At 42.7% G+C, this 22886-nt stretch carries 21 protein-coding genes; 18 read left to right on the forward strand and 3 right to left on the reverse strand.

What is annotated here, in order from left to right:
• The 17 genes from CKK33_RS07830 (at position 1) to CKK33_RS07910 (ending at position 19050) form a co-directional block, all read left to right on the forward strand.
• Positions 1 to 1188: a glycosyltransferase family 4 protein gene (locus CKK33_RS07830; RefSeq protein ID WP_095703565.1), complete on the forward strand. Its 1188-nt coding sequence runs from the start codon at positions 1 to 3 to the stop codon at positions 1186 to 1188.
• Positions 1181 to 2194: a hypothetical protein gene (locus CKK33_RS07835; protein WP_095703566.1), complete on the forward strand. Its 1014-nt coding sequence runs from the start codon at positions 1181 to 1183 to the stop codon at positions 2192 to 2194. The genes CKK33_RS07830 and CKK33_RS07835 overlap by 8 nt, the downstream gene beginning before the upstream one ends.
• On the forward strand, positions 2181 to 3512 hold the full coding sequence (locus CKK33_RS07840; RefSeq protein ID WP_158223410.1) for an O-antigen ligase: 1332 nt from the start codon (positions 2181 to 2183) through the stop codon (positions 3510 to 3512). The genes CKK33_RS07835 and CKK33_RS07840 overlap by 14 nt, the downstream gene beginning before the upstream one ends.
• On the forward strand, positions 3430 to 4569 hold the full coding sequence (locus tag CKK33_RS07845) for a glycosyltransferase (RefSeq protein WP_095703568.1): 1140 nt from the start codon (positions 3430 to 3432) through the stop codon (positions 4567 to 4569). Before CKK33_RS07840 ends, CKK33_RS07845 begins: the two co-directional genes overlap by 83 nt.
• The gene (locus tag CKK33_RS07850; RefSeq protein WP_095703569.1) at positions 4566 to 5006 is read left to right on the forward strand and encodes a serine O-acetyltransferase; all 441 of its coding nucleotides are present in this window, start codon (positions 4566 to 4568) and stop codon (positions 5004 to 5006) included. The genes CKK33_RS07845 and CKK33_RS07850 overlap by 4 nt, the downstream gene beginning before the upstream one ends.
• Before the next feature lie 17 nt (positions 5007 to 5023).
• The gene (locus CKK33_RS07855) at positions 5024 to 6040 is read left to right on the forward strand and encodes a glycosyltransferase family 4 protein (RefSeq protein WP_158223411.1); all 1017 of its coding nucleotides are present in this window, start codon (positions 5024 to 5026) and stop codon (positions 6038 to 6040) included.
• A gap of 1 nt (position 6041) precedes the next feature.
• Complete coding sequence (gene wecB / locus CKK33_RS07860; RefSeq protein WP_095703571.1) at positions 6042 to 7130, forward strand: non-hydrolyzing UDP-N-acetylglucosamine 2-epimerase; 1089 nt, start codon at positions 6042 to 6044, stop codon at positions 7128 to 7130.
• A gap of 59 nt (positions 7131 to 7189) precedes the next feature.
• Positions 7190 to 9256, forward strand: a complete 2067-nt coding sequence (locus CKK33_RS07865; protein WP_158223412.1) for a glycoside hydrolase domain-containing protein — start codon at positions 7190 to 7192, stop codon at positions 9254 to 9256.
• Complete coding sequence (locus tag CKK33_RS07870; RefSeq protein WP_095703573.1) at positions 9257 to 10864, forward strand: heparinase II/III family protein; 1608 nt, start codon at positions 9257 to 9259, stop codon at positions 10862 to 10864.
• A complete protein-coding gene (locus CKK33_RS07875; RefSeq protein WP_095703574.1) occupies positions 10864 to 12030 on the forward strand; it encodes a glycosyltransferase family 4 protein in 1167 nt (388 codons plus the stop codon). The genes CKK33_RS07870 and CKK33_RS07875 overlap by 1 nt, the downstream gene beginning before the upstream one ends.
• The gene (locus tag CKK33_RS07880; RefSeq protein WP_095703575.1) at positions 12031 to 12966 is read left to right on the forward strand and encodes an NAD-dependent epimerase/dehydratase family protein; all 936 of its coding nucleotides are present in this window, start codon (positions 12031 to 12033) and stop codon (positions 12964 to 12966) included.
• A 5-nt stretch (positions 12967 to 12971) separates the two neighbouring features.
• Positions 12972 to 13934, forward strand: coding sequence for a glycosyltransferase family 4 protein (locus tag CKK33_RS07885; protein WP_095703576.1), 963 nt, complete (start codon positions 12972 to 12974; stop codon positions 13932 to 13934).
• Positions 13935 to 14211: 277 nt separating this feature from the next.
• Complete coding sequence (locus CKK33_RS07890; protein ID WP_095703577.1) at positions 14212 to 16164, forward strand: nucleoside-diphosphate sugar epimerase/dehydratase; 1953 nt, start codon at positions 14212 to 14214, stop codon at positions 16162 to 16164.
• 84 nt (positions 16165 to 16248) lie between these two features.
• Complete coding sequence (locus CKK33_RS07895; RefSeq protein WP_095703578.1) at positions 16249 to 17184, forward strand: SIS domain-containing protein; 936 nt, start codon at positions 16249 to 16251, stop codon at positions 17182 to 17184.
• A 5-nt stretch (positions 17185 to 17189) separates the two neighbouring features.
• Positions 17190 to 17930 (forward strand): 3-deoxy-manno-octulosonate cytidylyltransferase, encoded by a 741-nt coding sequence (kdsB, locus tag CKK33_RS07900; protein WP_095703579.1) that lies wholly within the window; start codon positions 17190 to 17192, stop codon positions 17928 to 17930.
• On the forward strand, positions 17917 to 18696 hold the full coding sequence (gene kdsA / locus CKK33_RS07905; protein ID WP_095703580.1) for a 3-deoxy-8-phosphooctulonate synthase: 780 nt from the start codon (positions 17917 to 17919) through the stop codon (positions 18694 to 18696). The genes kdsB and kdsA overlap by 14 nt, the downstream gene beginning before the upstream one ends.
• Positions 18697 to 18732: 36 nt before the next feature.
• On the forward strand, positions 18733 to 19050 hold the full coding sequence (locus tag CKK33_RS07910) for a DUF6122 family protein (protein WP_233138164.1): 318 nt from the start codon (positions 18733 to 18735) through the stop codon (positions 19048 to 19050).
• Here CKK33_RS07910 and CKK33_RS07915 read toward each other — a convergent pair.
• Both CKK33_RS07915 and CKK33_RS07920 read right to left on the reverse strand, forming a co-directional pair.
• Positions 19047 to 19523, reverse strand: coding sequence for a nucleoside deaminase (locus tag CKK33_RS07915; RefSeq protein WP_095703582.1), 477 nt, complete (start codon positions 19521 to 19523; stop codon positions 19047 to 19049). The two genes, CKK33_RS07910 and CKK33_RS07915, sit on opposite strands and share 4 nt — an antisense overlap.
• Positions 19524 to 19625: 102 nt before the next feature.
• Positions 19626 to 20228 (reverse strand): OmpH family outer membrane protein, encoded by a 603-nt coding sequence (locus tag CKK33_RS07920; protein WP_095703583.1) that lies wholly within the window; start codon positions 20226 to 20228, stop codon positions 19626 to 19628.
• A 174-nt stretch (positions 20229 to 20402) separates the two neighbouring features.
• Between CKK33_RS07920 and gyrB the strand changes: the two genes are divergently transcribed.
• Positions 20403 to 22361, forward strand: a complete 1959-nt coding sequence (gene gyrB / locus CKK33_RS07925; RefSeq protein ID WP_095703584.1) for a DNA topoisomerase (ATP-hydrolyzing) subunit B — start codon at positions 20403 to 20405, stop codon at positions 22359 to 22361.
• Between the two features lie 58 nt (positions 22362 to 22419).
• On the opposite strand, the gene CKK33_RS07930 is transcribed toward gyrB, so the two are convergent.
• Positions 22420 to 22866, reverse strand: a complete 447-nt coding sequence (locus CKK33_RS07930; RefSeq protein WP_095703585.1) for a retropepsin-like aspartic protease — start codon at positions 22864 to 22866, stop codon at positions 22420 to 22422.
• Positions 22867 to 22886 lie beyond the last annotated feature (20 nt).

The raw sequence follows: 22886 nt of genomic DNA on the forward strand, positions 1-22886 counted from the left end.
ATGAAGATTCTGCTCACCTCATATTACTACAAACCCCATGTAGGCGGGATAGAAAATTCTATTTTCTACCTGGCCCAGGCCTACCAGCAGCAGGGGCACGAAGTAGTTATTGCAGCGAGTGATGCCGGACTAAACAACATCCGTTTACCTGCCGATGAAATGGTTGATGGTTTCAGGGTGCTGAGGTTCAGAACATATATGCCGGGCATGGCGGCTTTAAAGGTTTTCAAGTACCAGGCCGATGTACGTTCCTGTACCGCATTTTTTAAAAAACTGCCATTTAAACCCGATGTAGTCATCACCAGGAATCACGTAACCGGTTATGCCGCGTTAAAGGCAGGGTTAAAGAATATCGCCTATATTATACCGGGTGTAGTAAAGATACAGGACCGCGAGTTTGCCGGGTCGGTAGCCTCATCAACAATAGAAAAAAAATTGAAGGACCTGGTCTTCCGGGTGGTGTTTCTCAATTACCTCGAGAATGTTCAGTTTAAATTGCTGAAAGGTTGTAACAGGATATTAGCGTTTAGTAAAAATATGGCTAACCAGGTGCTAAGTGTAGCACCGATGGTAGCGGATAAGATCATCATCACCAAGCCCGGCATTGATGCTGGCTATTTTGATGGCATGCCTGATAAGCCAACCGCGAAGCAAAAGGTAGGGATTGATAAAGATACTTTCGTTTATCTCATACTTTCCAGGCTGGTTAGGCAGAAATCAATTGATATAGCTATTAAGGCTTTTAGCCGGATAGATCACAACGGTGCTGTATTTTTGATTGTAGGCGATGGTTCCGAGGAACAAACTTTGCGGTTGTTGGTAAACGAGTTGGATTTGACAGATAAAGTTATTTTTGCAGGCCGCAGCAATACTCCCAATATCTATTATACCGCGGCAGATGTTTACCTGCTGCCATCAACCCACGAAACCTTTGGACAAACCATTTTAGAAGCTTTGTATGCAGGGGTACCTGTAGTGGCTTTTGATTCGGGCCAGCCTGGGATAGTTACGGCAACTTCAGAGATTGTGGATAAGCATACGGGTGTTTTGGCGAAATTTACCGTTGACGATTACGCGGCAGCTATGAAAGCCATAAGAGAGCGTTATGCCGATTTCCATATTGATAAAGAAGCGGTTGCGGAGAAATACAGTTGGTTAAACTTAGCTAAGAGCTGTATAGATGGTTAAGTTTGTATCATACCCGCCACCCAGGTACTCCGAAGGCAACCCCTTTATGGAGCTGTATTATAACGAATTAAAGTCGCACGGCTGGGAATTGGCGGAGTTTAACTTTACTATACCCAATTTAATTAAGCATGCAGGTAACGTTCAGGTATGTTATTTTCATTGGCCGCAAACGGTATGGCGCAAGGGTAATTTACCGTTATCGTTTATTAAATGCCTTTACTTTAGGTTTAACTGCCTGGTGGCAAAAGCCTTGGGATACCGTTTGATATGGTCGGCACATAATGCGTTACCACACGAATACCATTCATTGCGTTTAGAAAAATGGATGCGGCGTTTCCTGATTAAAAAGTTTGACCTGATTGTTGGGCACGCTGAAAATGCTTACAATGACCTTAAAACCGTTGTTGGCTTCGATTTTAAGAAAAAATACGTATTGGTTGAACACGGCACCTATGGAGATTGGTACAAAGCGGCCGGTTTAATCACACGGGAAACGCTGGGCATACCTGCTGATAAAAAGGTAGTACTCTTAAAATGCAGCGGTAAAGATTACCAGGGAACACAGGATGCCGTCAACTATTTGTTAAATAACGAAATACCGGCTCATCTTCATTTCCTGTTAATAGGAAATTTAGCCAACGAAGATAAACAGGCGCTTTTGAAAAAAGAGCGCGTAAGCGTTATTGACAGGAAAGTGAGCGAAGCTGAACTGGCAGATATTTTCGTATTGGCAGATATTGTTTGGATGCCATACAGGCGTATCACCACTTCGGGCTTTTACCAAATGGCTATTGGCTTTGAAAAGCCGGTATTGGCAACAGATATTGAATTCTTCAGGCTGCATTCAGAACCTGGGATGATTTATTTGTATAACCATACTAACATGCATAAAACTATTAGTAATTTACTTATTAACTATAAAGGCCATAATTTTGCCGGGCTAAAGCAACGCTTTAACTGGCACAACAACGTTACAGCCTTGTTAAATGCTTATGGGAAAAAGTAGTGTTTTTAAACACCCGGGCGTAAAAGCCTTTTTTTTATACTTTGTCGCCTCACAAATTAACGATCCTCTGTCTGTTAATTTTGGGGGTATCCCTGTTACGCCTTTACAGATAGCTATACTGGCAGGTGTGGCCATGAATATTAAGTACTGGTCGCCTTTTGTGTACAAAAAGCTTTCGCTGTTTTACCTTTTTTTACTGGTAATTGTATTTTATACTTTAGTAAAGCTGCTAAGCGAGGGGGAGATGAATTTATACTTCCTAACGTTTACGTTTAACCTGCTTTGGGTAACAACCGTATCTTCATCAATAGTTAAAATCCCTATCCGTAAAGCAGATTACATACTCATATTACAACGTTTAATTTTATTGTTAATACCGAGCGTATTATTTGGTATGTATGAACTGGTTACCAATAAATATGCATTTCCGGAAGGGTTAGGTGGTGCCATGAAGCAGGGTATTGACGAAGGGAACTTTTATGTACGCGGAGGCTTTAGAGACAAGTTTGATTTCTCTTCTTTTATTGTTTTGGCTCCAATAATATACTTAAGCTGCTATTTTAATGATATTAAATTTTCGTTATTGTACAAGATTATCGCATTCATATCAGTGATATTGTTGCTTTCCTCTTATTCCTCATCTGTAATTATCGCTTTTGGGATAGTGGTTATTTATTGTTTTGTGTTTATTGCAAACCTGCGTAAAAGTTTAGGTTTGGTAGCTTTTGCAGTAATACTGATCATTGGTTCATTAACCTACATTACGCAGAGTGATATATATAAAACCCAAATGAACGCCTATAACCTCAAATATCAACGCCAGGTTGAAGATAAGGACGAGTCAAGTTTCAGATGGGTTGCTTTCAATGTTGGGATGGAACACTTTCTTGATCGGCCTTTTTTGGGCTTTGGGTTAGACAACAGTAAAAAGGTGATCTTTAAATATGCGCCTACCATTAGCGCTAAACCAACAAACAGCCATAATTATTTTGTAAACAACCTGGTAGATTTCGGTCTTTTAGGCTTCTCTATCCTTACCGGGGCGTTGGTAAGTTTGTTTTTGTTTTACAGGAAAATACGCAAGTGGCGATCACTTATTAAGCCGATGGCCGACCTGGTGACATTGCTGCTCATATTTAATGTGATTACCTTCCAGACTTACTACCATACTTTTGACAGAAGTATGTACTTCATACTGATTTTTTTAATATTCCTATATTTTTCACTAAAGCTTAATGATGAAAGTGCTGGTATGCGTACGGAAGATCTCAGCGGGGGGCGCCGAAACCCTGGAGTCGAGGTTGGCAGTGGAGCTTAATCGTATCGGTATTGAGGCCGACATATTAAGCCAATATAGCCTCGGTTATTTGGACAGTACCGCTGATGCTGAGTATTGGAAGGGGAAAGGTGTGCATAATATCCTTTGGTTAGAGGCCAATTCTTCTTCCAGGATACCCATGGCGGTAATGAGATTAGTGAAACTAATAAAGCAACATAAGTATGCTTATGTAATTACCAGCAATACAGGGTTGGATACCATTGCTGCCCTGGCCCGTATTTTTGTTAATTTCAAACATGTAGTGGCACTGCATGACTATCCTCATCAATCTGTTACCGGTTCACGCAGGTTTAAAATGTGGAAATCACTAATCGTGCGGAAATTATTTAAGGCATATTCTATATCAGAGTTTGTAAAGAAGGAAAACCTGAAATACTTAAATATAGCGCCCGGTAAAATAGAGAATGTCTACAATTCAATAGATCAGGAGAGTTTTAAAAACGAGCACCTTACTGATCCTGTAGTAATTCAAAAATTAAACGCGATAGAAGGTAAAAAGCTTTTGTTTATTGGCAGGCTTGTTAAAAGAAAAGGAATAGATACTTTACTGGAATTGCTTGCACGCCTGCCTGGTCATGTATCATTGGTAATTGCCGGTGATAGCTTTGATAAAGCATTGGAAGAGGGAGCTGCAAATTATCGTGACGAGATCATTTCGATGATTAATAAGCATCAACTTCAATCAAGGGTGGTGCTTTTGGGCCAATGCAAAGGCATTTATGACATTATGCTGGAATGCGATGTGATGGTTCATTTGCCTAAACATGAAGGATTTGGGTTGGTTTTGTTAGAGGCTTTTGCCGCTCATCTGCCCATTGTAACTGTAAATGTTGGCGGCATACCCGAAGTAATTAAGGATACAGGTTATGAAGCCATTGACCCGAACGATAAAGATGCATTGTTAGCCGAAATTAACCGGATGCTTAACCTGGATGATGTAGAATTGAAGCATATAACTGATTTAGCATACAATAAGCTCGATTATTTTTCAGACAAACGGAGGGCAAAGGAAATTGCCTCAAAAATATTTATATGAACCTCATACACCTGCATAGGGTAGCAAATTTTCTATACCGGCATAAAATACCGTTGCTGCCAAAAATATTGTATTATATCCAGTTCCTCATGTTCAACAGCAGCGTACCTGCCAGTACGCAAATTGGTAAAAAGAGCACTTTCGCGTATGGCGGTATAGGCGTAGTAGTACACGCCCGTGCGGTAATAGGCAGCGGGTGTGTAATTGGGCAGGGTATTACTATCGGCGGGCGGTCAAAAAAGGTTGAAGTGCCCAAAATAGGCAATAATGTTTACCTGGGAGCTGGCTGCCGTATATTGGGTGATATAGTGATTGGCGATGAAGTGGTTATTGGCCCTAATAGTGTAGTACTAACAGATGTGCCATCGGGGTCTATTGTAGTAGGGGTGCCCGGTAAAGTGGTTAAAAGCGGTATTCTGATGCGCGATTTTGTTTAATGTCCGGGTTTACAGAAATGAACAAAGATATCAAAGTACTGGTAATGGGGCCCAGGTTAAACGCCAGGCAGGGAGCAGGTGGCGCGGTTGTGCTGTTTGAGAACCTGTTGCATGAATTGCAGGCGCACAATATCAGCCATACTATTATTGATACTAATAAAAGCAATCATAAGTCTAAGGGCCTCTTCGTATTTAACATCATCAGTCGTTTTATATCACTGCGGCGCCGGCATGATGTCATCTTTTTGAACTCATCACGAGATTACCTATATCTGCTGCCGCTGATGTTTTTCTTTAATACCATTGGTCCTAAAAAAATAGTAATGCGCAAGTTTGGCGGAGAGCTGGATCAGGATCTGAAAAAAAAGACGAAAGGTGCCATCATCAAACGCCTGCTCAGCAAGTTGGATATGGTTTTTGTTGAGTCAAAACTATTATTGGGGCAGGTTAAAGCTATCAATCCAAATACCTACTGGTTCCCGAATGTGAGAGAGCGAAATGCATCGGTAAGGAGTGCAGCTGATTACCAAAAGCGTTTTGTTTTTATCAGCCATATTAAAGAAAGCAAAGGGGTTAAAGAGCTGTTGGAAGCATTCAAGCAGTTGGATAGTTCATACTCATTGCATTTTTATGGCACCATGGTAGAACCGGAGCTATCGGCACTCATCGAAAATAACCCTAACACAACATACAAAGGCCATATAGCACCCGAACAAGTATATCAAATCATATCTGGATCTGATGTGGTGGTGCTGCCTACTCATTACCCGGGCGAGGGCTATCCTGGTATCCTGATAGAAGCCTATGCCTGTGCTAAGCCGGTTGTTTCCACCTATTGGAAGCAAATACCTGAAATTGTTACTGATGGGGTTACGGGTTACCTGGTTAATCCGGGCAATGTAGAAGAATTAATTCAAGCAATTAAAAATATAGAAACTAATTATGCCACTTTGAGCGTTAACGCATTAAACAAATTTGATGAGTTTGACTCAAAGCTGGTGTCGGATAAGATCTTTAACTTATTACTAAACTAATATGCTCATAGACATCATAGCCGGTGCACGGCCAAACTTCATGAAAATTGCCCCAATAATATCGGCAATAAAGCAAGCCGCGGCGGCGGGTAAAAATATTAGCTACCGGCTTATCCACACCGGCCAGCATTATGATAAAAAAATGTCGGGCGACTTTTTTGAGCAGTTGGGCATTCCCGAACCGGATATTAACCTGGAGGCGGGTGGCGGCACACAAGCCGAGCAAACCGGCGCCATAATGGTACGTTATGAGAAAGTTTTGTTAGAAAAACGACCGGACATGGTATTAGTGGTAGGAGACGTAACCTCGACCATGGCGTGCTCAATAGCCGCTAAAAAGCTAAATAATATCCCGGTTGCGCATGTTGAAGCAGGTATACGCAGTGGCGACCTCACCATGCCAGAAGAAATTAACCGTATGGTAACAGATGCTATTACCGATTATTTCTTTACCACGTCTGAAACCGCTAATGATAACTTGCGCAAGGCCGGGACACCAGATAGCCGTATATTTTTTGTTGGGAATACCATGATTGATACACTGCTTACCCAAATGCCTAACTTTAAAAAACCCGCCATTTGGGATAGTATTGGCTTGCAGCCTAAAGAATATATCGTGATGACGCTTCATCGCCCCGCTAATGTGGACGAGGAGGATGGATTACGCAAGTTGATGAAAGCGATTGTTGATTCATCAGATGGGTTGCCGCTTGTTTTTCCAGTGCATCCGCGTACGGCCAAAATGCTGCAAAGTGTGGGTATAGATGCCCCTAACCTGCACATGATCGATCCGTTAGGTTACCTGGAATTTAACTACCTGGTGCAGCATGCCAAAGCCGTGGTAACAGATTCTGGCGGTATTACTGAAGAAACTACCGTAATGGGCGTACCGTGCATGACCTTACGTAACAACACCGAGCGCCCCGAAACCTGCACCATAGGTACAAACGAACTATTGGGTACCAACCCTACCGCTATACCACCGGCATTTAAAAAGCTGCTGAAGGGTGAGTGGAAAAAAGGAAATATACCTGAACTATGGGATGGGAAAACCGCCCATCGTATTGTTGATACATTGTTAAATATTTAATTGCTGATACTATGATACGTGTTAGAAGAATCCTTGCCGCTTTGTTATTGCCATTAATAATGGCTAATTGTAAAACAGTTTCTGCTCAAAACCTGGCCCTCGGGCAAACCTACACCGTATCAAAAAACAGCAATTACCCGGCAGTTTCTGCTGATAACGACCATAACGTATTAACTGATGGTGTTTATACAACCGGGCAGTTCTGGCAGTCAAAAACCACAACCGGCTGGCAGTTTGTTTTAAGGGTAACCATAACTATCCCGTTAAAAGGCATTGCCAATATTGATAAGATAAGTTTTAACACCGCGCGAGGTAGTTCGGCGGGGGTGAATTACCCGGCACATGCATTCGCGTTTACTTCTACAGACAATACTAATTACAGTTACCAGGGCGATGTTACGGCCGGAGCCGATAACAAACCCGGCGACTATGCAATACATAAATTTGTACTGAACAACGTGCGGCAAAAAGCCGCGTTTGTAAAGCTGGTAATTATTCCCAACGGATCGTTTGTTTTTTGCGACGAGATTGAAGTATCAGGCGGTGGCCGTGCCGGCGGCGAAAGGCAAAATATAGCTGTTGCCGATTTGGATAAATCGGTAGACAGGATGTTGGCTACTTCCGCACAGATAGGTAAACTGCAAATGGGTGCTGATATGGATGCCCAAAGTAACCTGAATGATGTATTAGCCCGGTCGTCGCAAAAATGGGCACTTAGTCAACGCAGAAGCTTTAATAAGGATTTAGTGGTAACTAAAATAAATGAATGGGACAAGATAAATGTGCCGTTTAAACCACAAGCTTCGGCAGATAACTCATTCAAAGTAGCTACTGCTATCAACGGCGATCAATACCGGGCTTTCATGGTAACTAACTTATCGTCCAGGCCTCGCGTAATGAACCTATCGGTTCCCGCTATCAGTAACGCGCGTATCACGCTGTATAATGCAGGTTATGTGCTGTCGGGAAAAGGTTATGACCAAATTGCCGACCCGCTTTTAAAAATAAGCGATACGCTATCACTCAACAGCGGTGAATCTAAACTCATATTTTTCCGGATAACCGGAATTAGAGCCGGAACCGCGTCAACCAGTATAAAGGTATCTTCTGCCGGTGTTGCCACTTTGATGCCGGTAAATGTAAGCGTATCAAACTTAACTCTGCCTGACAGGAGTAGCCTCAACGCGGTGAACTGGGCATATCTTAACTTCCCTATGCTTACAGATAAGCGTGAAGCTGCCGCTAATGATCTGAAAGAGCATGGAATAAATACTATGGTAGTGCCGCCAAATGTGCTGCCATATGTGGTGAATAACAACTTTACCTATTACCGCGATTACCTGAAAAATTTACAGGGCTTTAAAAAGCTGCTTATCTATATCAATTTCCCTAACAAGAATAATTATAACGGTACGCAGTTTATGTCTGACGACTGGAAGAACAAGTTCCTGACATGGTATCAGTCTCTGATCCAGAATTCAAAGGATATGAATTTTGATGAGTCGCAGATATACCTTTACCCTTATGATGAGGTGGCAGATAAGGAGCTGGATAACTTTGTAAATTTCCTTAACTGGATAAAGAGCGAACATCCATCCATAAAAGTATATGCAACTGTTGCCTCTACATCGCGCTGGCAAAAAATTGGGTCAATGTTGTCTCTTGTACAGATCAGGAACACCCCAGCTATGCTGGCCGCGGTAAAAGGTTCCGATAAAGAAATATGGATGTACGATATCGCGCCGTTTTCAGAGTCGCTCTCGCCATATACCTATTATCGTTTAATGGCTTGGAAGGCTTTTGCCAACGGCGTAAAGGGAATTGGTTTCTGGAATTATGCCGATTATCGAAACAATGCTGGTAATAAGGCGTTATTGAGCAACTTTAACGGTACAGAAAACACCAATTATTCGGTCATTTATATTGGTCCCGATAATAAAATTGTATCTACCAGGCGTTGGGAGGCTTTTGCCCAAGGCGTACAAGATTACCAGTTGCTGGATAAGTATGCTTTAAAATTTGGTGCATCTAAGGCCAGGCAATTGGCTGCCTCTGTTGCTGATAATCAGGATGATGACAGTCGAGCCGACAAGGCGGTGGCTCAAATATTACTTGAACTGAAATAAATGAAATTAGGGGGCTTAATTAAGAAGATTTCCAGGCTGTTTTACACGGTAAGCTTTTTAAAAAGGCAACAGATCATATACCAGCTAAAATACAGGATAAAAAAGGTAAAGAGCTTAGCGCCCTTTATACCTGTGACACCTGTGCAGGTAAGCTTTTTAAAATTTAGTTTCAATGTTCCTCAGCAAAAAATTGTTGAGGGTGATAAATCATTCACGTTTTTAAATCTTGAGCATAAATTTGTTAACGATATTAACTGGGATGAACAGCGGTATGGGAAACTGTGGAATTACAATTTACAGTATTTTGATTTCCTGCGCCAGCAGGATATTAGTGATAACACAAAACTGCTTTGGCTAAGGGAAATAGGAGATTGGCTGGTAAGTGGCCGCCTAAAGCCAGAGCCTTATCCGGTATCATTACGGGTCATTAACACCATCAGGTTTTTAAGCGGTATCCAACATCATGATGAGGACTTAACCCGTCAGTTATACGCGCAGGTAAATTATCTGGATGCCCGCCTGGAGTATCATTTATTAGGTAACCATTTGCTTGAAAATGGCTTCGCGCTAATAGCCGGTGGCTGCTTTTTTAAAAAGGCCGGCTGGGAACAGAAAGCCAAACAATTGCTTACCGATCAACTAAACGAGCAGATTTTGGATGATGGGGCGCATTTCGAGTTAAGCCCAATGTACCACCAGATCATCCTGTTCCGTATGCTGGAGTTGTTAGACTGGTATCAATCCGTTGAAAATGCCGATGCCGCATTTATCAGCTTTATTATCCAAAAGACTGTAAAAATGCTGGGATGGTTAAAGACTATTACCTTTAATAATGGCGATATACCTCATTTTAACGACAGCGCAACCGGCATAGCGTTTACTTCAGCGCAGTTGTTTGGCTTTGCAGCTCATTTAGGTTTAACAGTTGAAGCGGAAGCCACGCTTGGTTCGTCAGGATACAGAAATTATCGGAATAATAATTATGAGTGTGTGGTGGATGTTGGCCCTGTTGGCCCATCATACCAGCCCGGTCATAGCCATGCCGATGCTTTGTCGTTTATCCTCTATGCCAATAATACACCTTTTATTGTTGATGCCGGTACCTCAACCTACCAGATAGGCGAGCGTCGTGATTATGAACGTTCTACGCATGCTCATAATACTGTTGAAGTGAATTGTGCCAACCAATCCGACGTTTGGGGCGGTTTCAGGGTGGGGCGACGGGCAGATGTAACCGTTACCGAACAAACAGGTAACAGGTTGTGTGCCGCGCAAAACGGCTACAAGAGGAGTTTTGGTATTTTGCATAACAGATGTTTTGATTTTAATGATAATAGCATTATCATTACAGACTTTACTTCCCCCGTAAATAATAATTTAAAGTGCAGGGCATTATTTCACTTTAATCCCAGTATTAATGTGAAATTTGTCGATGCAAATAAACTGGAAGCAGGTGATGGCATGGCTGTTTTAACCCTTAACGGAGCCAAAAACATCCAATTGCAAAATTACCAGCTTGCACAAGCTTACAACCTATATGCCGAAGCTACCTTGTTAACAGTTGAGTTTGATGCGCAATTGGAGACAATTATTGACTTTAAATTATAATGAAGAAGATACTCTACCTTACCTTTTACTTTGAGCCAGACCTGTGTGCCGGCTCGTTCCGGAACTCGCCACTGGCAAAAGAATTGGCCGAACAAGCTAAAGGCAAGGCTACGATTGATGTGGTTACCACACTTCCAAACAGGTACAGTACTTTCCATACCAGCGCGCCGGCTTATGAGGAGCGTGATAATTTAACCATACACCGTATAATTATTCCCAAGCATAAAAGCGGCTTTGCTGACCAGATCAAATCTTTCCAGCGCTATTACAAAGAAGCGAAAAAGCTCATCAGGGGTAAGAAATACGATCTGGTATTCGCGTCATCATCGCGGTTGTTTACCGCTTATCTCGGCTACAAAATAGCACGCAAGCAACGCATCCCGCTTTACCTGGATATCCGCGATATCTTTACGGATACAATGAAGGATGTGCTTAAGAACAAGTTTATTAAAAGTGGCGTTTTACCGGTTCTAAACACCATTGAGTCAAACGTATTTAATTACGCCAGTCACATCAACTTAATATCGGCAGGTTTTAGCCCTTATTTTGAAAAATATAAGCGTAAGCAATATACCACCTATTCTAACGGGATTGATCCAGAGTTTATGAACTTCCCGAAAAGTGAGTCTTTGCAAAAAGAGCAACGTATTATTACCTATGCTGGTAATATTGGGGAAGGGCAGGGTTTGCACAAAATCATCCCAAAAGCAGCCAAAATGGTAGGTAACGAATATAAGTTTCTTATCATTGGAGATGGTGGTGCCAAACAAAAGCTTATTGATGGTTTAAATGACGAAGGCGTATCCAATGTAGAAATGCGCCCGCCTGTTTCCAGAAACGAACTGCTGGCTATTTACGAACAATCTGATTTCTTATTTTTGCATCTTAACGATTACGAAGCTTTCAAAAAAGTGCTTCCATCCAAGGTGTTTGAGTTTGGCGCTTCAGATAAACCTATTATTGCCGGAGTTGCCGGTTATGCAAATAGTTTTATTGCCGAACACATTTCCAATAAAATTTTGTTTCTACCGGGAGATGTTAATGATATGGTATCGCAATTAAACAGCTATACTTACACTAACGAGCACAGGAACGACTTTCTTGAAAAGTTTAAACGTGAGCACATTAATAAAGAAATGGCCACATCTATACTATCTTATCTATAAATGAAAAACGTGTTGATCTCCGGAGTATCGGGGTTTGTGGGTAAAAATCTTAGTGTTTACTTGCAGCAAAAAGGCTTTAGCATCATACCTTTAAGCCGTACTGCGGCTAATGCCGGGGAAAAGCAATTAAGCTGGGAAAAAATTAACGAGGTGCACCAGGCTCATCTGGATGCTTATATTCACCTGGCAGGCAAGGCGCATGATGTAAAAAATACTTCATCGGCCGATGCTTACTTTGAGATCAATACCGAGCTTACCAAAAAGCTTTTTAATGAATTCCTTAAAAGCGATGCTTCGGTGTTTATCTACTTTAGTAGTGTAAAGGCCGCAGCCGATACGGTTAAAGGAGAGTTAGATGAAGATGCCGTACCTGCGCCTAAAACGCCTTACGGACAATCAAAACTAAAAGCGGAAGAATATATCTTATCTCAGAGCCTGCCCGAGCATAAGCGTGTATACATCTTACGTCCTTGTATGATACATGGCCCGGGTAATAAAGGGAACTTAAATTTGCTCTACAAATTTGTTCAAAAAGGCATCCCATATCCATTAGCATCTTTCAGTAATATGCGTTCGTTCCTCTATATCGAGAACCTGAATTTTATTATTGAGCGGTTGCTTGCCGGTAACGCACCTTCGGGTATTTACAATATGGCCGATGATACCACCCTTTCAACAGTAGAGGTGGTAAATATTATTGCCGGTGTTTCAGGTAAAAAGGCCCGGTTGTATTATTTCCCTCAACAGATCATTAAAGCCATTGCCAGCGTAGGCGATCTGCTGCATTTGCCATTAAACTCAGAAAAATTAAAAAAGCTCACCGAGAACTACATGGTGTCAAACAAAAAAATAAAAAATGCTTTAGGCGTACAGCAATTACCCTACGCGGTAAATGACGGACTGGCCAGCACTATTAAAAGTTTTAACGCCAACTAATACCCATGCTTTATTTTATAGTACTTGTTGCTTTTTTTATATTAATGCTGTTGTATTTTAAGATCGCAGAACGATACAACATAGTTGACCGCCCAAATGAACGTAGCTCACATACGGTTGTAACCATTAGAGGAGGGGGCATTATTTTTTGCGCCGCCAGCCTGCTTATTCTACTGTTATACCCCGCGTATTGGTTACCTGCTACCGGCAGCCTCATGATTGGTGCCATCAGCTTTATTGATGACCGTATAACCTTGTCCAACAAGATCCGCCTTATCGTCCATTTCGCTTCGGTAACGGCCATGTTCCTGTTTCTTAATATATTTCATCTCAGCTGGTATTGGCCCGTGATATTTTACATATTAGCTATAGGTATTATAAACGTCTATAATTTTATGGATGGTATAAACGGTATTACCGGCGTGTATACGCTTGTAACCCTGGGTGCCCTGCAATACATTAATTTGCGTGTAATACCTTTTACAGAGGCTAATATGATATGGTTCCTGATGCTGGCCAGCATAGTTTTCCTTTACTTTAACTTTCGTACCCGGGCCCGTTGCTTTGCCGGCGATGTTGGCAGTATTACTATCGCTTTCTGGCTGGTTTTCTTTCTCATCAAGATTATATTGCAAACTAACGACTGGAAATATATTCTCCTGCTCTCGGTATATGGTGTAGATTCAGTTTTAACCATTATACACAGGCTCATACTCAAGCAAAATATATTTAAGGCACATCGCCTGCATTTTTACCAGTTAATGGCCAATGAACGTAAGGTGCCGCATTTAGTGGTATCAGCTATCTATGGCATAGTACAGGGTATTATCAATTTATTCCTTGTTAACCAAATAGGTAATGTTAATTCGGCGATAACATTTGTGGTGGTACTCTTGCCTTTAGTAGTTATATATATTATAGTAAAAAGGTTAATGATGGGTAAGCGTGACGCGCTTTCTGCTGCATAATTTATTAATTAACGTTATGTAAATATGTAATATATTGTATATTTATATACTTAATTTATATTTACATAATATAACAACAAAATCCCCCCACATGTTGTTACACTGCTATACGTGTAGTCGTATAGTAATAGAAAAAATAATAATTGATTTAAACAAAAGCGCAATTGTTATGTCTATGCAGTAGCATAAATAGCAAACATGTTTCGCTATTTGTCAATTTTTTAATAGCTTATTAAAAAATGGTTACATTTGTTTAAATATTTACAACGCAACACCTATGAAGAAATATTTGCTTTTTAACAAAGTGGTGCCAAGATGGATGATAATGGTCTTAGACTTTGTTATTATCACTTGGTCATTTGCGTCATCATATCTCATCGTAAACCGCTTCGAGTTCTCCAATATTTTAAGGGGATATTTTTTCATATATACAGCTTTATATTGTGCTATTGCTGCTTTGGTAATGTACGTAATGCGTATTCATACAGGCCTTATCCGCTATTCAAACACCAGGGATGTGCTTCGGATATTCGGGTCTGTTTTTATCAGCAGCATTGTATATATGCTGGTTATTGCTGCCTGGGTTAAACCATACATGCATATCAACTCGCCAACTATTGATCTGGTTTTGCTGGTAAACTTTTCGGTATCCAGTACTTTACTTATCCTGTTGCGCAGCGCAGTGAAAAGCGCGTTTAATTACCTTAATAATTATTCAACAGCTAAAAAGTCTGTTGTATTAATTTACGGTTCTGATAACAACGCGGTGCTGGTAAAACAGGCTTTGGAGGCAAGCGCAAAAACTAACTTTGTTATTGCAGGCTTTGTTGATAATGATCTTAACAAGATCAACAAAGAAATACAATCTGTAAAGGTGTATGATATTGCCAAACTGGCCAAGCTTAAAGAAAAGCGTGCCATTGATAAATTGGTGATCATGAACCATCATCTGGATGAGCAGGAAAAGAAAACCGCTCTTGAAATTTGCCTGGCCCTTGGCATACAAGTGCTAACGGTGCCGCCGGCAGACCAGTGGATATATGGTAAACTTAACTTACAACAGATAAAAGATCTTAAAATTGAGGATCTTCTTCAACGTAAAACCATACAGATTGATACTACACGCATATCAGAAGACTTGCAGGGTAAACGCGTATTGGTTACCGGTGCTGCCGGCTCAATAGGATCAGAGATTGTGCAACAGGTACTAAAGTACAACCCGGCAATGGTGATACTTTGCGATCAGGCCGAATCGCCCTTGCATGAGATCAGGCTCGAGGTAGAAGAAAAATTCCCTGAAATACCAATTGTGATATACATTGGTGATATCAGGAACTACTACCGTATGCATAAGCTTTTTGCAGATTACAAGCCGGAATTGGTTTACCATGCGGCCGCTTACAAACACGTGCCTATGATGGAGGAAAATCCGTCAGAAGCTATACGTGCCAACGTGTTGGGAACAAAAAATATTGCTGACCTTTCTGTAGCATTTAACGTGCGCAAGTTTGTAATGGTATCAACAGACAAAGCCGTAAACCCAACCAACATCATGGGGGCCAGTAAGCGTATAGCTGAGATTTATATACAATCGCTTAAAGACAATCCGGTTAATAAAAATACCTGCTTTATTACCACAAGGTTTGGTAACGTATTAGGTTCAAATGGTTCGGTTATACCCCGTTTCAGGGCGCAAATACAAAAAGGTGGCCCTATTACGGTTACCCATCCGGAAATCACACGTTACTTCATGACCATACCTGAAGCGGTACACCTCGTTTTGGAAGCAGGAACTATGGGTAGCGGTGGCGAGATATTTATATTTGATATGGGCGAACCAGTGAAAATTGTGGATCTGGCCCTAAAAATGATCAAGCTTGCGGGTTTACAGCCTGATAGAGATATCAAAATTGTATTCTCCGGCTTACGCCCTGGTGAAAAACTGTATGAGGAATTGCTTAATACAGGTGAAAACACCATGCCTACACACCACGAGAAAATTAAGATCTCGCATGTAATTAAATATCCATACAAACAGGTTACTGATAATGTCAACGAGCTTATCCTGCTTAACAATCAGGGTGATGAGATGGCTACGGTAAGTAAAATGAAGGATATAGTACCTGAGTTCCTTAGCAAAAACTCAAAGTTCGAACACCTGGATAATAACAGGCCAGCACGTGTTACCGAGATGCAAAAGCCAGCCTCTAAGCTTTTAGCTGTAGTTTAACAGGCCTTACATGTAAATTCGGCAGCTGTAACTTCTCTTTTTATTGAGTATTATTGCAGTGCCAAAAGGCAGGTAATTTGCGCTATGAGGACTTTAGCCCAAAAAGTATTTGATGTAGAAATAGCCTCTTTGCAGGAAGTGGCATCGCGTTTAGATGCCAGTTTTGAAGAAGCGGTAAACACTATTTTAGAGGTAAAAGGTAGGCTCATTGTATGTGGCATGGGTAAATCGGGCCATGTTGCCCGTAAAATAGCGGCTACTTTTACCAGTACCGGCACCCCAAGCTTTTTTATGCATCCTGCAGAAGCCTTCCACGGCGATCTGGGAATGATTAGCGAAGACGACATTGTGCTGCTGATATCTTATTCTGGCGAAACAGAAGAGATCCTGAAAATAGTTTCCTATCTGCAGCACAGTGGCAATGCGTTTATAGCTATTACCGGCAATTCCAATTCCACCCTTGCGCGTAATGCCATGCATCACCTTAACGTGAAAGTAACGCAGGAAGCTTGTCCGCTCGAGCTGGCGCCAACATCGTCAACCACTGCTACACTGGTAATGGGCGATGCCCTTGCCATAGCGTTAATGACCGCGCGTGATTTCACTCCTGATGATTTTGCCCGTTTCCACCCCGGTGGGAGTTTGGGGCGAAAATTACTGGCCAGGGTAAAAGATAATATGCGTACAGACAGGTTGCCCTTTATTGAGCCCGGCGCATCTTTTGCACAATTGGTGATATGCATGTCTGAAGGGAAGCTGGGGATGGTGATAGTGGGTACAGCAGATGCTGTAGAAGGGGTAATAACAGACGGCGACCTGCGCCGGGGTTTGGTAAAGTATGCTGATATCCACCATATGCCTATTACCGATTTTATGAACGGTAGCCCTATATTTATTGAGGAGAACGAACTGGTAATAGATGCTGAGGCATTAATGCTCGAACGCAAGATCACTACACTATTAGTACGCGACGACAGCGAGCGGGTTACAGGCGTTTATCAGATATTTAACCAGGTATAAAAGTATTGAAAACTGTAATTGTTATTCCTGCCCGTTTGCAGTCAACCAGGTTGCCACGTAAAGTACTGCTTGATCTGGGTGGTAAGCCGGTAATACAGCGGGTTTATGAATCCTGTGCCCGGGCAAAACTGCACCATGAGATATGGATAGCGGCGGATAGCCGGGAAGTAATGGACACCTGCCTGCGATTCACCTCAAATGTAGTAATGACCAGCGAGCACCATCCCAGCGGTACTGACCGTATTGCCGAAGTGATGAATACCGTTGAAGCGGATCTGGTAATTAACGTACAGGGCGATGAACCTTTTTTTGATGCGGGAATAATTGATAGGCTCATAACAGCCATGCAGCAAACAGACGCGGCTATGGCAAGTGTCTGCGCGCCGGTTGTTGACCAGGCAGAACTGCATAACCCTAACCTGGTAAAGGTGATAACCGATGTAAATGGCTATGCCATCTATTTTTCTCGCTTCGCCATTCCCTTCTCACGGGATAAGGAGGTGACCGATGTGAGCGTTTATCGTAAGCATATGGGGATTTACGCTTATCGTACCACGTTCTTAAAAGAGTTTATTACCATGCCGGTATCGTTTTTAGAGGCATCAGAAAAACTGGAACAATTAAGAGCTATTGAAAATGGCTACAAAATAAAAATGATTGAAGTGAAAAGCATAGAAAAGGGGATAGATACTCCTGAAGATCTGGAGCTTGCACGTAAAAAGATAAAAGACAATGGCACTTTATAACGATATTACCTCGAAGCCCTTTTTTATTGTTGGTCCATGCGTAATGGAGAACCAGGACCTGTTGTATACCGTTGCCGAAAAGGTAGCGGAGATAGGCAGTAAGTACCCGGTGACGGTGGTCTTTAAATCATCATTTGATAAAGCCAACCGAACCAGTATACACAGTTACCGCGGCCCCGGCCTTACTAAAGGTATGGAGATGCTGAATAACGTAAAAGAGAAATTCGGCTTGCCGGTTACAACGGATATCCATGAACCTTTCCAGGCCGCCGCCTGCGCGGAGGTGGTGGATATTTTGCAGATACCGGCCTTTCTTTGCCGTCAAACCGATCTGCTGGTGGCCGCTGCCGAAACAGGTAAGATCGTAAACATCAAAAAAGCACAGTTCCTTTCGGGGCAGGATATGTTTTACCCCGCGCAAAAAGTAAAAGAGGCGGGTAACGATCGGGTGATCCTTACAGAACGCGGCAATTCCTTCGGTTATAATAACCTGGTGGTTGATTTCAGGAATGTAGCTGATATGGCTGAATTTGGTTATCCGGTTTGTATGGATTGTACTCATTCGGTACAGCGCCCGGGCGGCGCAGGTGGTAAAACCGGAGGCGACCGCAAATTCGTACCGGCTATGGCGCGCGCTGCAAAAGCTTTCGGTGCAAGCGGCTACTTCATTGAAACCCATCCCGATCCTGACCACGCCTTGAGCGATGGACCTAACATGCTTTACCTGCGTGATCTGGAAGAATTGATAAAATCACTGATAGCGTAATTGCCATCCATGGGCAATCACGATTTTCTAAGTATAATGCGGACTGTAGTTCACTACAGCCTGCATTTTTTAGCGCCGGGTTTACTGGCGTTTATTTTTTTTAGGAAGAAATGGAAGAAAGCCTGGCTTATTATGATAGCCACTATGCTGGTTGATACCGATCATTTACTGGCTAACCCCATCTTTGACCCTAACCGCTGCAGTATTGGCTACCATCCGCTACATACCTGGTATGCCATAGGTGTATATGTTATTCTGTTAATATTCCCCCGTACCCGTATCATAGCGGTGGGCTTGCTGTTCCATATGCTCACCGACTGGCAGGATTGCCAGTGGCTGCATATTTTACGTTAATAATTAGTTTTCTTTTCAGTAACCTGCCATTGCTTAAATACTTCAAGGGCTTCGGAATGCAGCAATTGTTCAAAAGGTAATTTCCTTTGGGCCATAGGTAGTTCCAGTTCATCATAAATAAAATGGTCGTCGAAGCCAATATCGGCAGCATCCTTTTTGGTATTAGCGTAGTATACCTTATCTATACGTGCCCAGTAGATGGCGCCCAGGCACATTGGGCAAGGCTCGCAACTGGTGTATATTACGCAGCCTTCAAGGTTAAAGGTGCCCAGTTCCTGGCAAGCCAGGCGTATGGTGGCCACTTCTGCATGTGCGGTTGGGTCATTAGTAGGCACAACCTTGTTGGCGCTACGGGCAACTACTTCGCCATCCTTCACTATTACCGCGCCGAAAGGGCCGCCTTGTTCATTCTCAACATTATATCGCGACAGCTCAACGGCCATCCGCATAAATTTTTCGTGATTCTGTTCCATAACTTAGTCCATTAAAAAACCCCAACCATTGGCCGGGGTTTTGTATGAAGTTAAATTTCTCATCTGCCTATCTGCAAACTCGAAATCTGTATATCAAAAAGCTTATTTTTTGTCTTTAGCGTAAGCTTCGTTAAGGCCTTTGATCACTTCGGCAGTTATGTCAAGGCTTGGATCTCCATAAAGAACGGTAGGGTCGCCTTTTTTAAAGGTCAATATCATTTTGTAACCATGCTCTTTAGCGTAAGCTTTTGTAAATTCTGTTAATTTATCATAAAGCTTGGTTTGCTCGTTCACCTGGTCGTTCTGTACGGCGGCAGCAGCGTTTTGCTGATATTGCTGAAACTCTTGTCCTTTACGTTGCAGGCGCTGCTCGGTAGCGGCGCGTTGGTCGGCGCTCATGGTACCAGCGTTTTTCTGGTATTCGGCAACTTCACGCTGTATGGCTTGCTGGCGGCTACCCACATCACTTTGAGCTGCCCGGCCTTTACTTTCAAGCCTTTTTTCCATGTCCTTTATGTAATCATATTTGGCTACAACAGAATCTTGGTTAAAGAATACAATTTCGGGTTTGCCGGCGGTAGCGGTTACCGGAGTAGTTGCCGCAGCTGTTTTATCAGCCGGTTTATTTTGGTTACATGCAGCTAAACCAGCAGCAATACCTAATGCTAAAACTGATTTTGTAACAATTGATGCCTTGAATTTCATTTGTACTGATTCTATAAAAATTTTGACAAATATAATTTTTTAACTCAAGTTTCCTATTCATAAGTGATATGTTTATGAGGCGGATAATTATCAACAATCTCACTATTGTTGCACAATTTTGAACAGGTTTCGGGTATAAAATCGTATTTTTGAAGGTTACTGTTTAACTAAAATATGAGCGAAGAAAATCAAGACAGATCGAATTATTCAGCGGATAATATACAGGTTTTAGAAGGCTTAGAGGCAGTACGCAAAAGGCCTTCCATGTACATTGGTGATACAGGCGTTAAGGGCTTGCACCACCTGGTTTACGAGGTAGTGGATAACTCTATTGACGAGGCGCTTGCCGGCTATTGCGATACCATTAACGTTACCATACACCAGGGAAACTCCATTACGGTTAAAGATAATGGCCGCGGTATCCCTACAGGTATCAACACAAAAGAACAAAAATCGGCACTTGAAATAGTAATGACCGTGCTGCACGCAGGCGGTAAATTTGATAAGGATACGTACAAGGTATCGGGCGGTTTGCACGGTGTGGGTATCAGTTGCGTTAACGCGCTATCAACCCATGTAAAAACAGTGGTGCACCGCGAGGGTAAAATATTTACCCAGGAGTATGAGCGTGGTAAGCCGATGTTTGAGGTAAAGGTAATTGGCGAATCGGACATCACCGGTACCATACAAACTTTCCAGCCGGACCCTGAAATATTTACCACTACGCTTGAATACCGTTTTGAAACGCTGGCTACCCGCTTACGCGAGCTCGCGTTTTTGAACAAAGGTATCAAACTAACCCTTACCGATGAGCGCCAGACCAACGATGACGGCAGCTACGTAATGGAAGAATATTTTTCTGAAGGTGGCTTAAAAGAGTTTGTTAAATACCTGGATGGTACACGTGTACCTATTATTCCTGAGCCTATTTATGTTGAAGGCATTAAGCAGGGGGTACCAGTTGAACTGGCACTTCAATACAATGATACTTACTCAGAGAATGTTCACTCTTACGTAAACAACATTAACACTATTGAAGGCGGTACACACGTTGCCGGTTTCAGGATGGGTTTAACCCGTACTTTGAAAGCTTATGCCGATAAAGAGGGATTGTTAAAGAACGTAAAAGTTGATGTAACCGGTGACGACTTCCGCGAGGGTTTAACTGCCGTTATATCGGTTAAGGTTGCTGAGCCGCAGTTTGAGGGCCAAACTAAAACCAAACTGGGTAACAGCGAGGTAAGTGGCGCCGTTAACGTCGCCGTTGGCGAAATATTGGGTAACTACCTTGAGGAGAACCCTAAAGAGGCGCGCATGATCGTGCAGAAGGTTATCCTTGCTGCTACAGCGCGCGCGGCCGCACGTAAAGCACGTGAAATGGTGCAGCGTAAAAGCGTAATGAGTGGTTCCGGCTTACCCGGTAAACTGGCCGATTGCGCCAACAGTGACCCAACCCTTTGCGAGATATACCTGGTTGAGGGTGACTCGGCGGGTGGTACCGCCAAGCAGGGCCGCGACCGCGAGTTCCAGGCGATATTACCTCTGCGTGGTAAGATCCTGAACGTAGAGAAAGCCATGGAGCATAAGATCTACGAGAACGAAGAGATCAAGAACATGTTTACCGGTTTGGGAGTGAGCATAGGTACGCCGGAGGATGCCAAAGCGTTGAACTTAACTAAGCTTCGTTACCACAAAATTGTGATCATGACGGATGCCGACGTGGACGGTTCGCACATTACAACGCTGATACTTACCTTCTTCTTCCGTTATATGAAGGAGCTGATCGAATACGGATATGTATATGTTGCCTCGCCGCCGCTTTACCTGGTAAAGAAAGGTAAGGAGCAGGAGTACTGCTGGAACGATGAGCAGCGCGATAAAGCCATACAGCGCCTTAAAGGTGCCGGTAAGGAAGATAGCGTACACGTGCAGCGCTATAAAGGTTTGGGTGAGATGAACGCCGAGCAACTTTGGGACACTACCATGAACCCCGCTAATCGTACGCTTAAGCAAGTAAGTATTGAAAATGCCGCGGAGTGCGACCATACCTTCTCTATGCTGATGGGCGATGAAGTTGCCCCCCGACGCGAGTTTATCGAGAAAAACGCGCGTTATGCACGTATTGATACATAAGATGAATTACAGGTGTGCAATAAGTCTGCATCCGCTTTAAATAAACAAGAAGCCCCGCCTAAAGCGGGGCTTCTTGTTTTAGCGTCAATTTCTTTTTGCCAAAATTTATGACACCTTTATATTTCATCAGCACATCGCTGCCGATAACGCCAAGTACCTGCGGATGGCCCATTTGTTCGTAGGCATAGTTGATGGTTGATAGGTCAAGTACAGCTACTTCAATTTCCGGTATCACAAAATCGCCGATGTAAAGCTTTTCAATTATAGCGGTGGCCGATTCCATGGTGGAGGTTCCTAAACCGGTAGATAGTCTTTCGCTTGCAATAATATCAGCTTCAGCATTGGCCTTTGTGAGCACCCCTCGGTCAAATGCTGTGCGTGATGCACCGGTGTCAAGCACAGCCTTAAATGGCTTCCCATAAACGGTAATATCTAAAATAGGGTGGAAGCCGTCGCCATGGAGGTCGATAATTTGCAGCGGAATGATAGATGATATGAGAGGCATGTTTATAACAAAGGCGGCAA

The sequence above is a fragment of the Mucilaginibacter sp. MD40 genome (genome assembly GCF_002288635.1).
In the GTDB taxonomy this organism is placed as follows: Bacteria; Bacteroidota; Bacteroidia; order Sphingobacteriales; family Sphingobacteriaceae; genus Mucilaginibacter.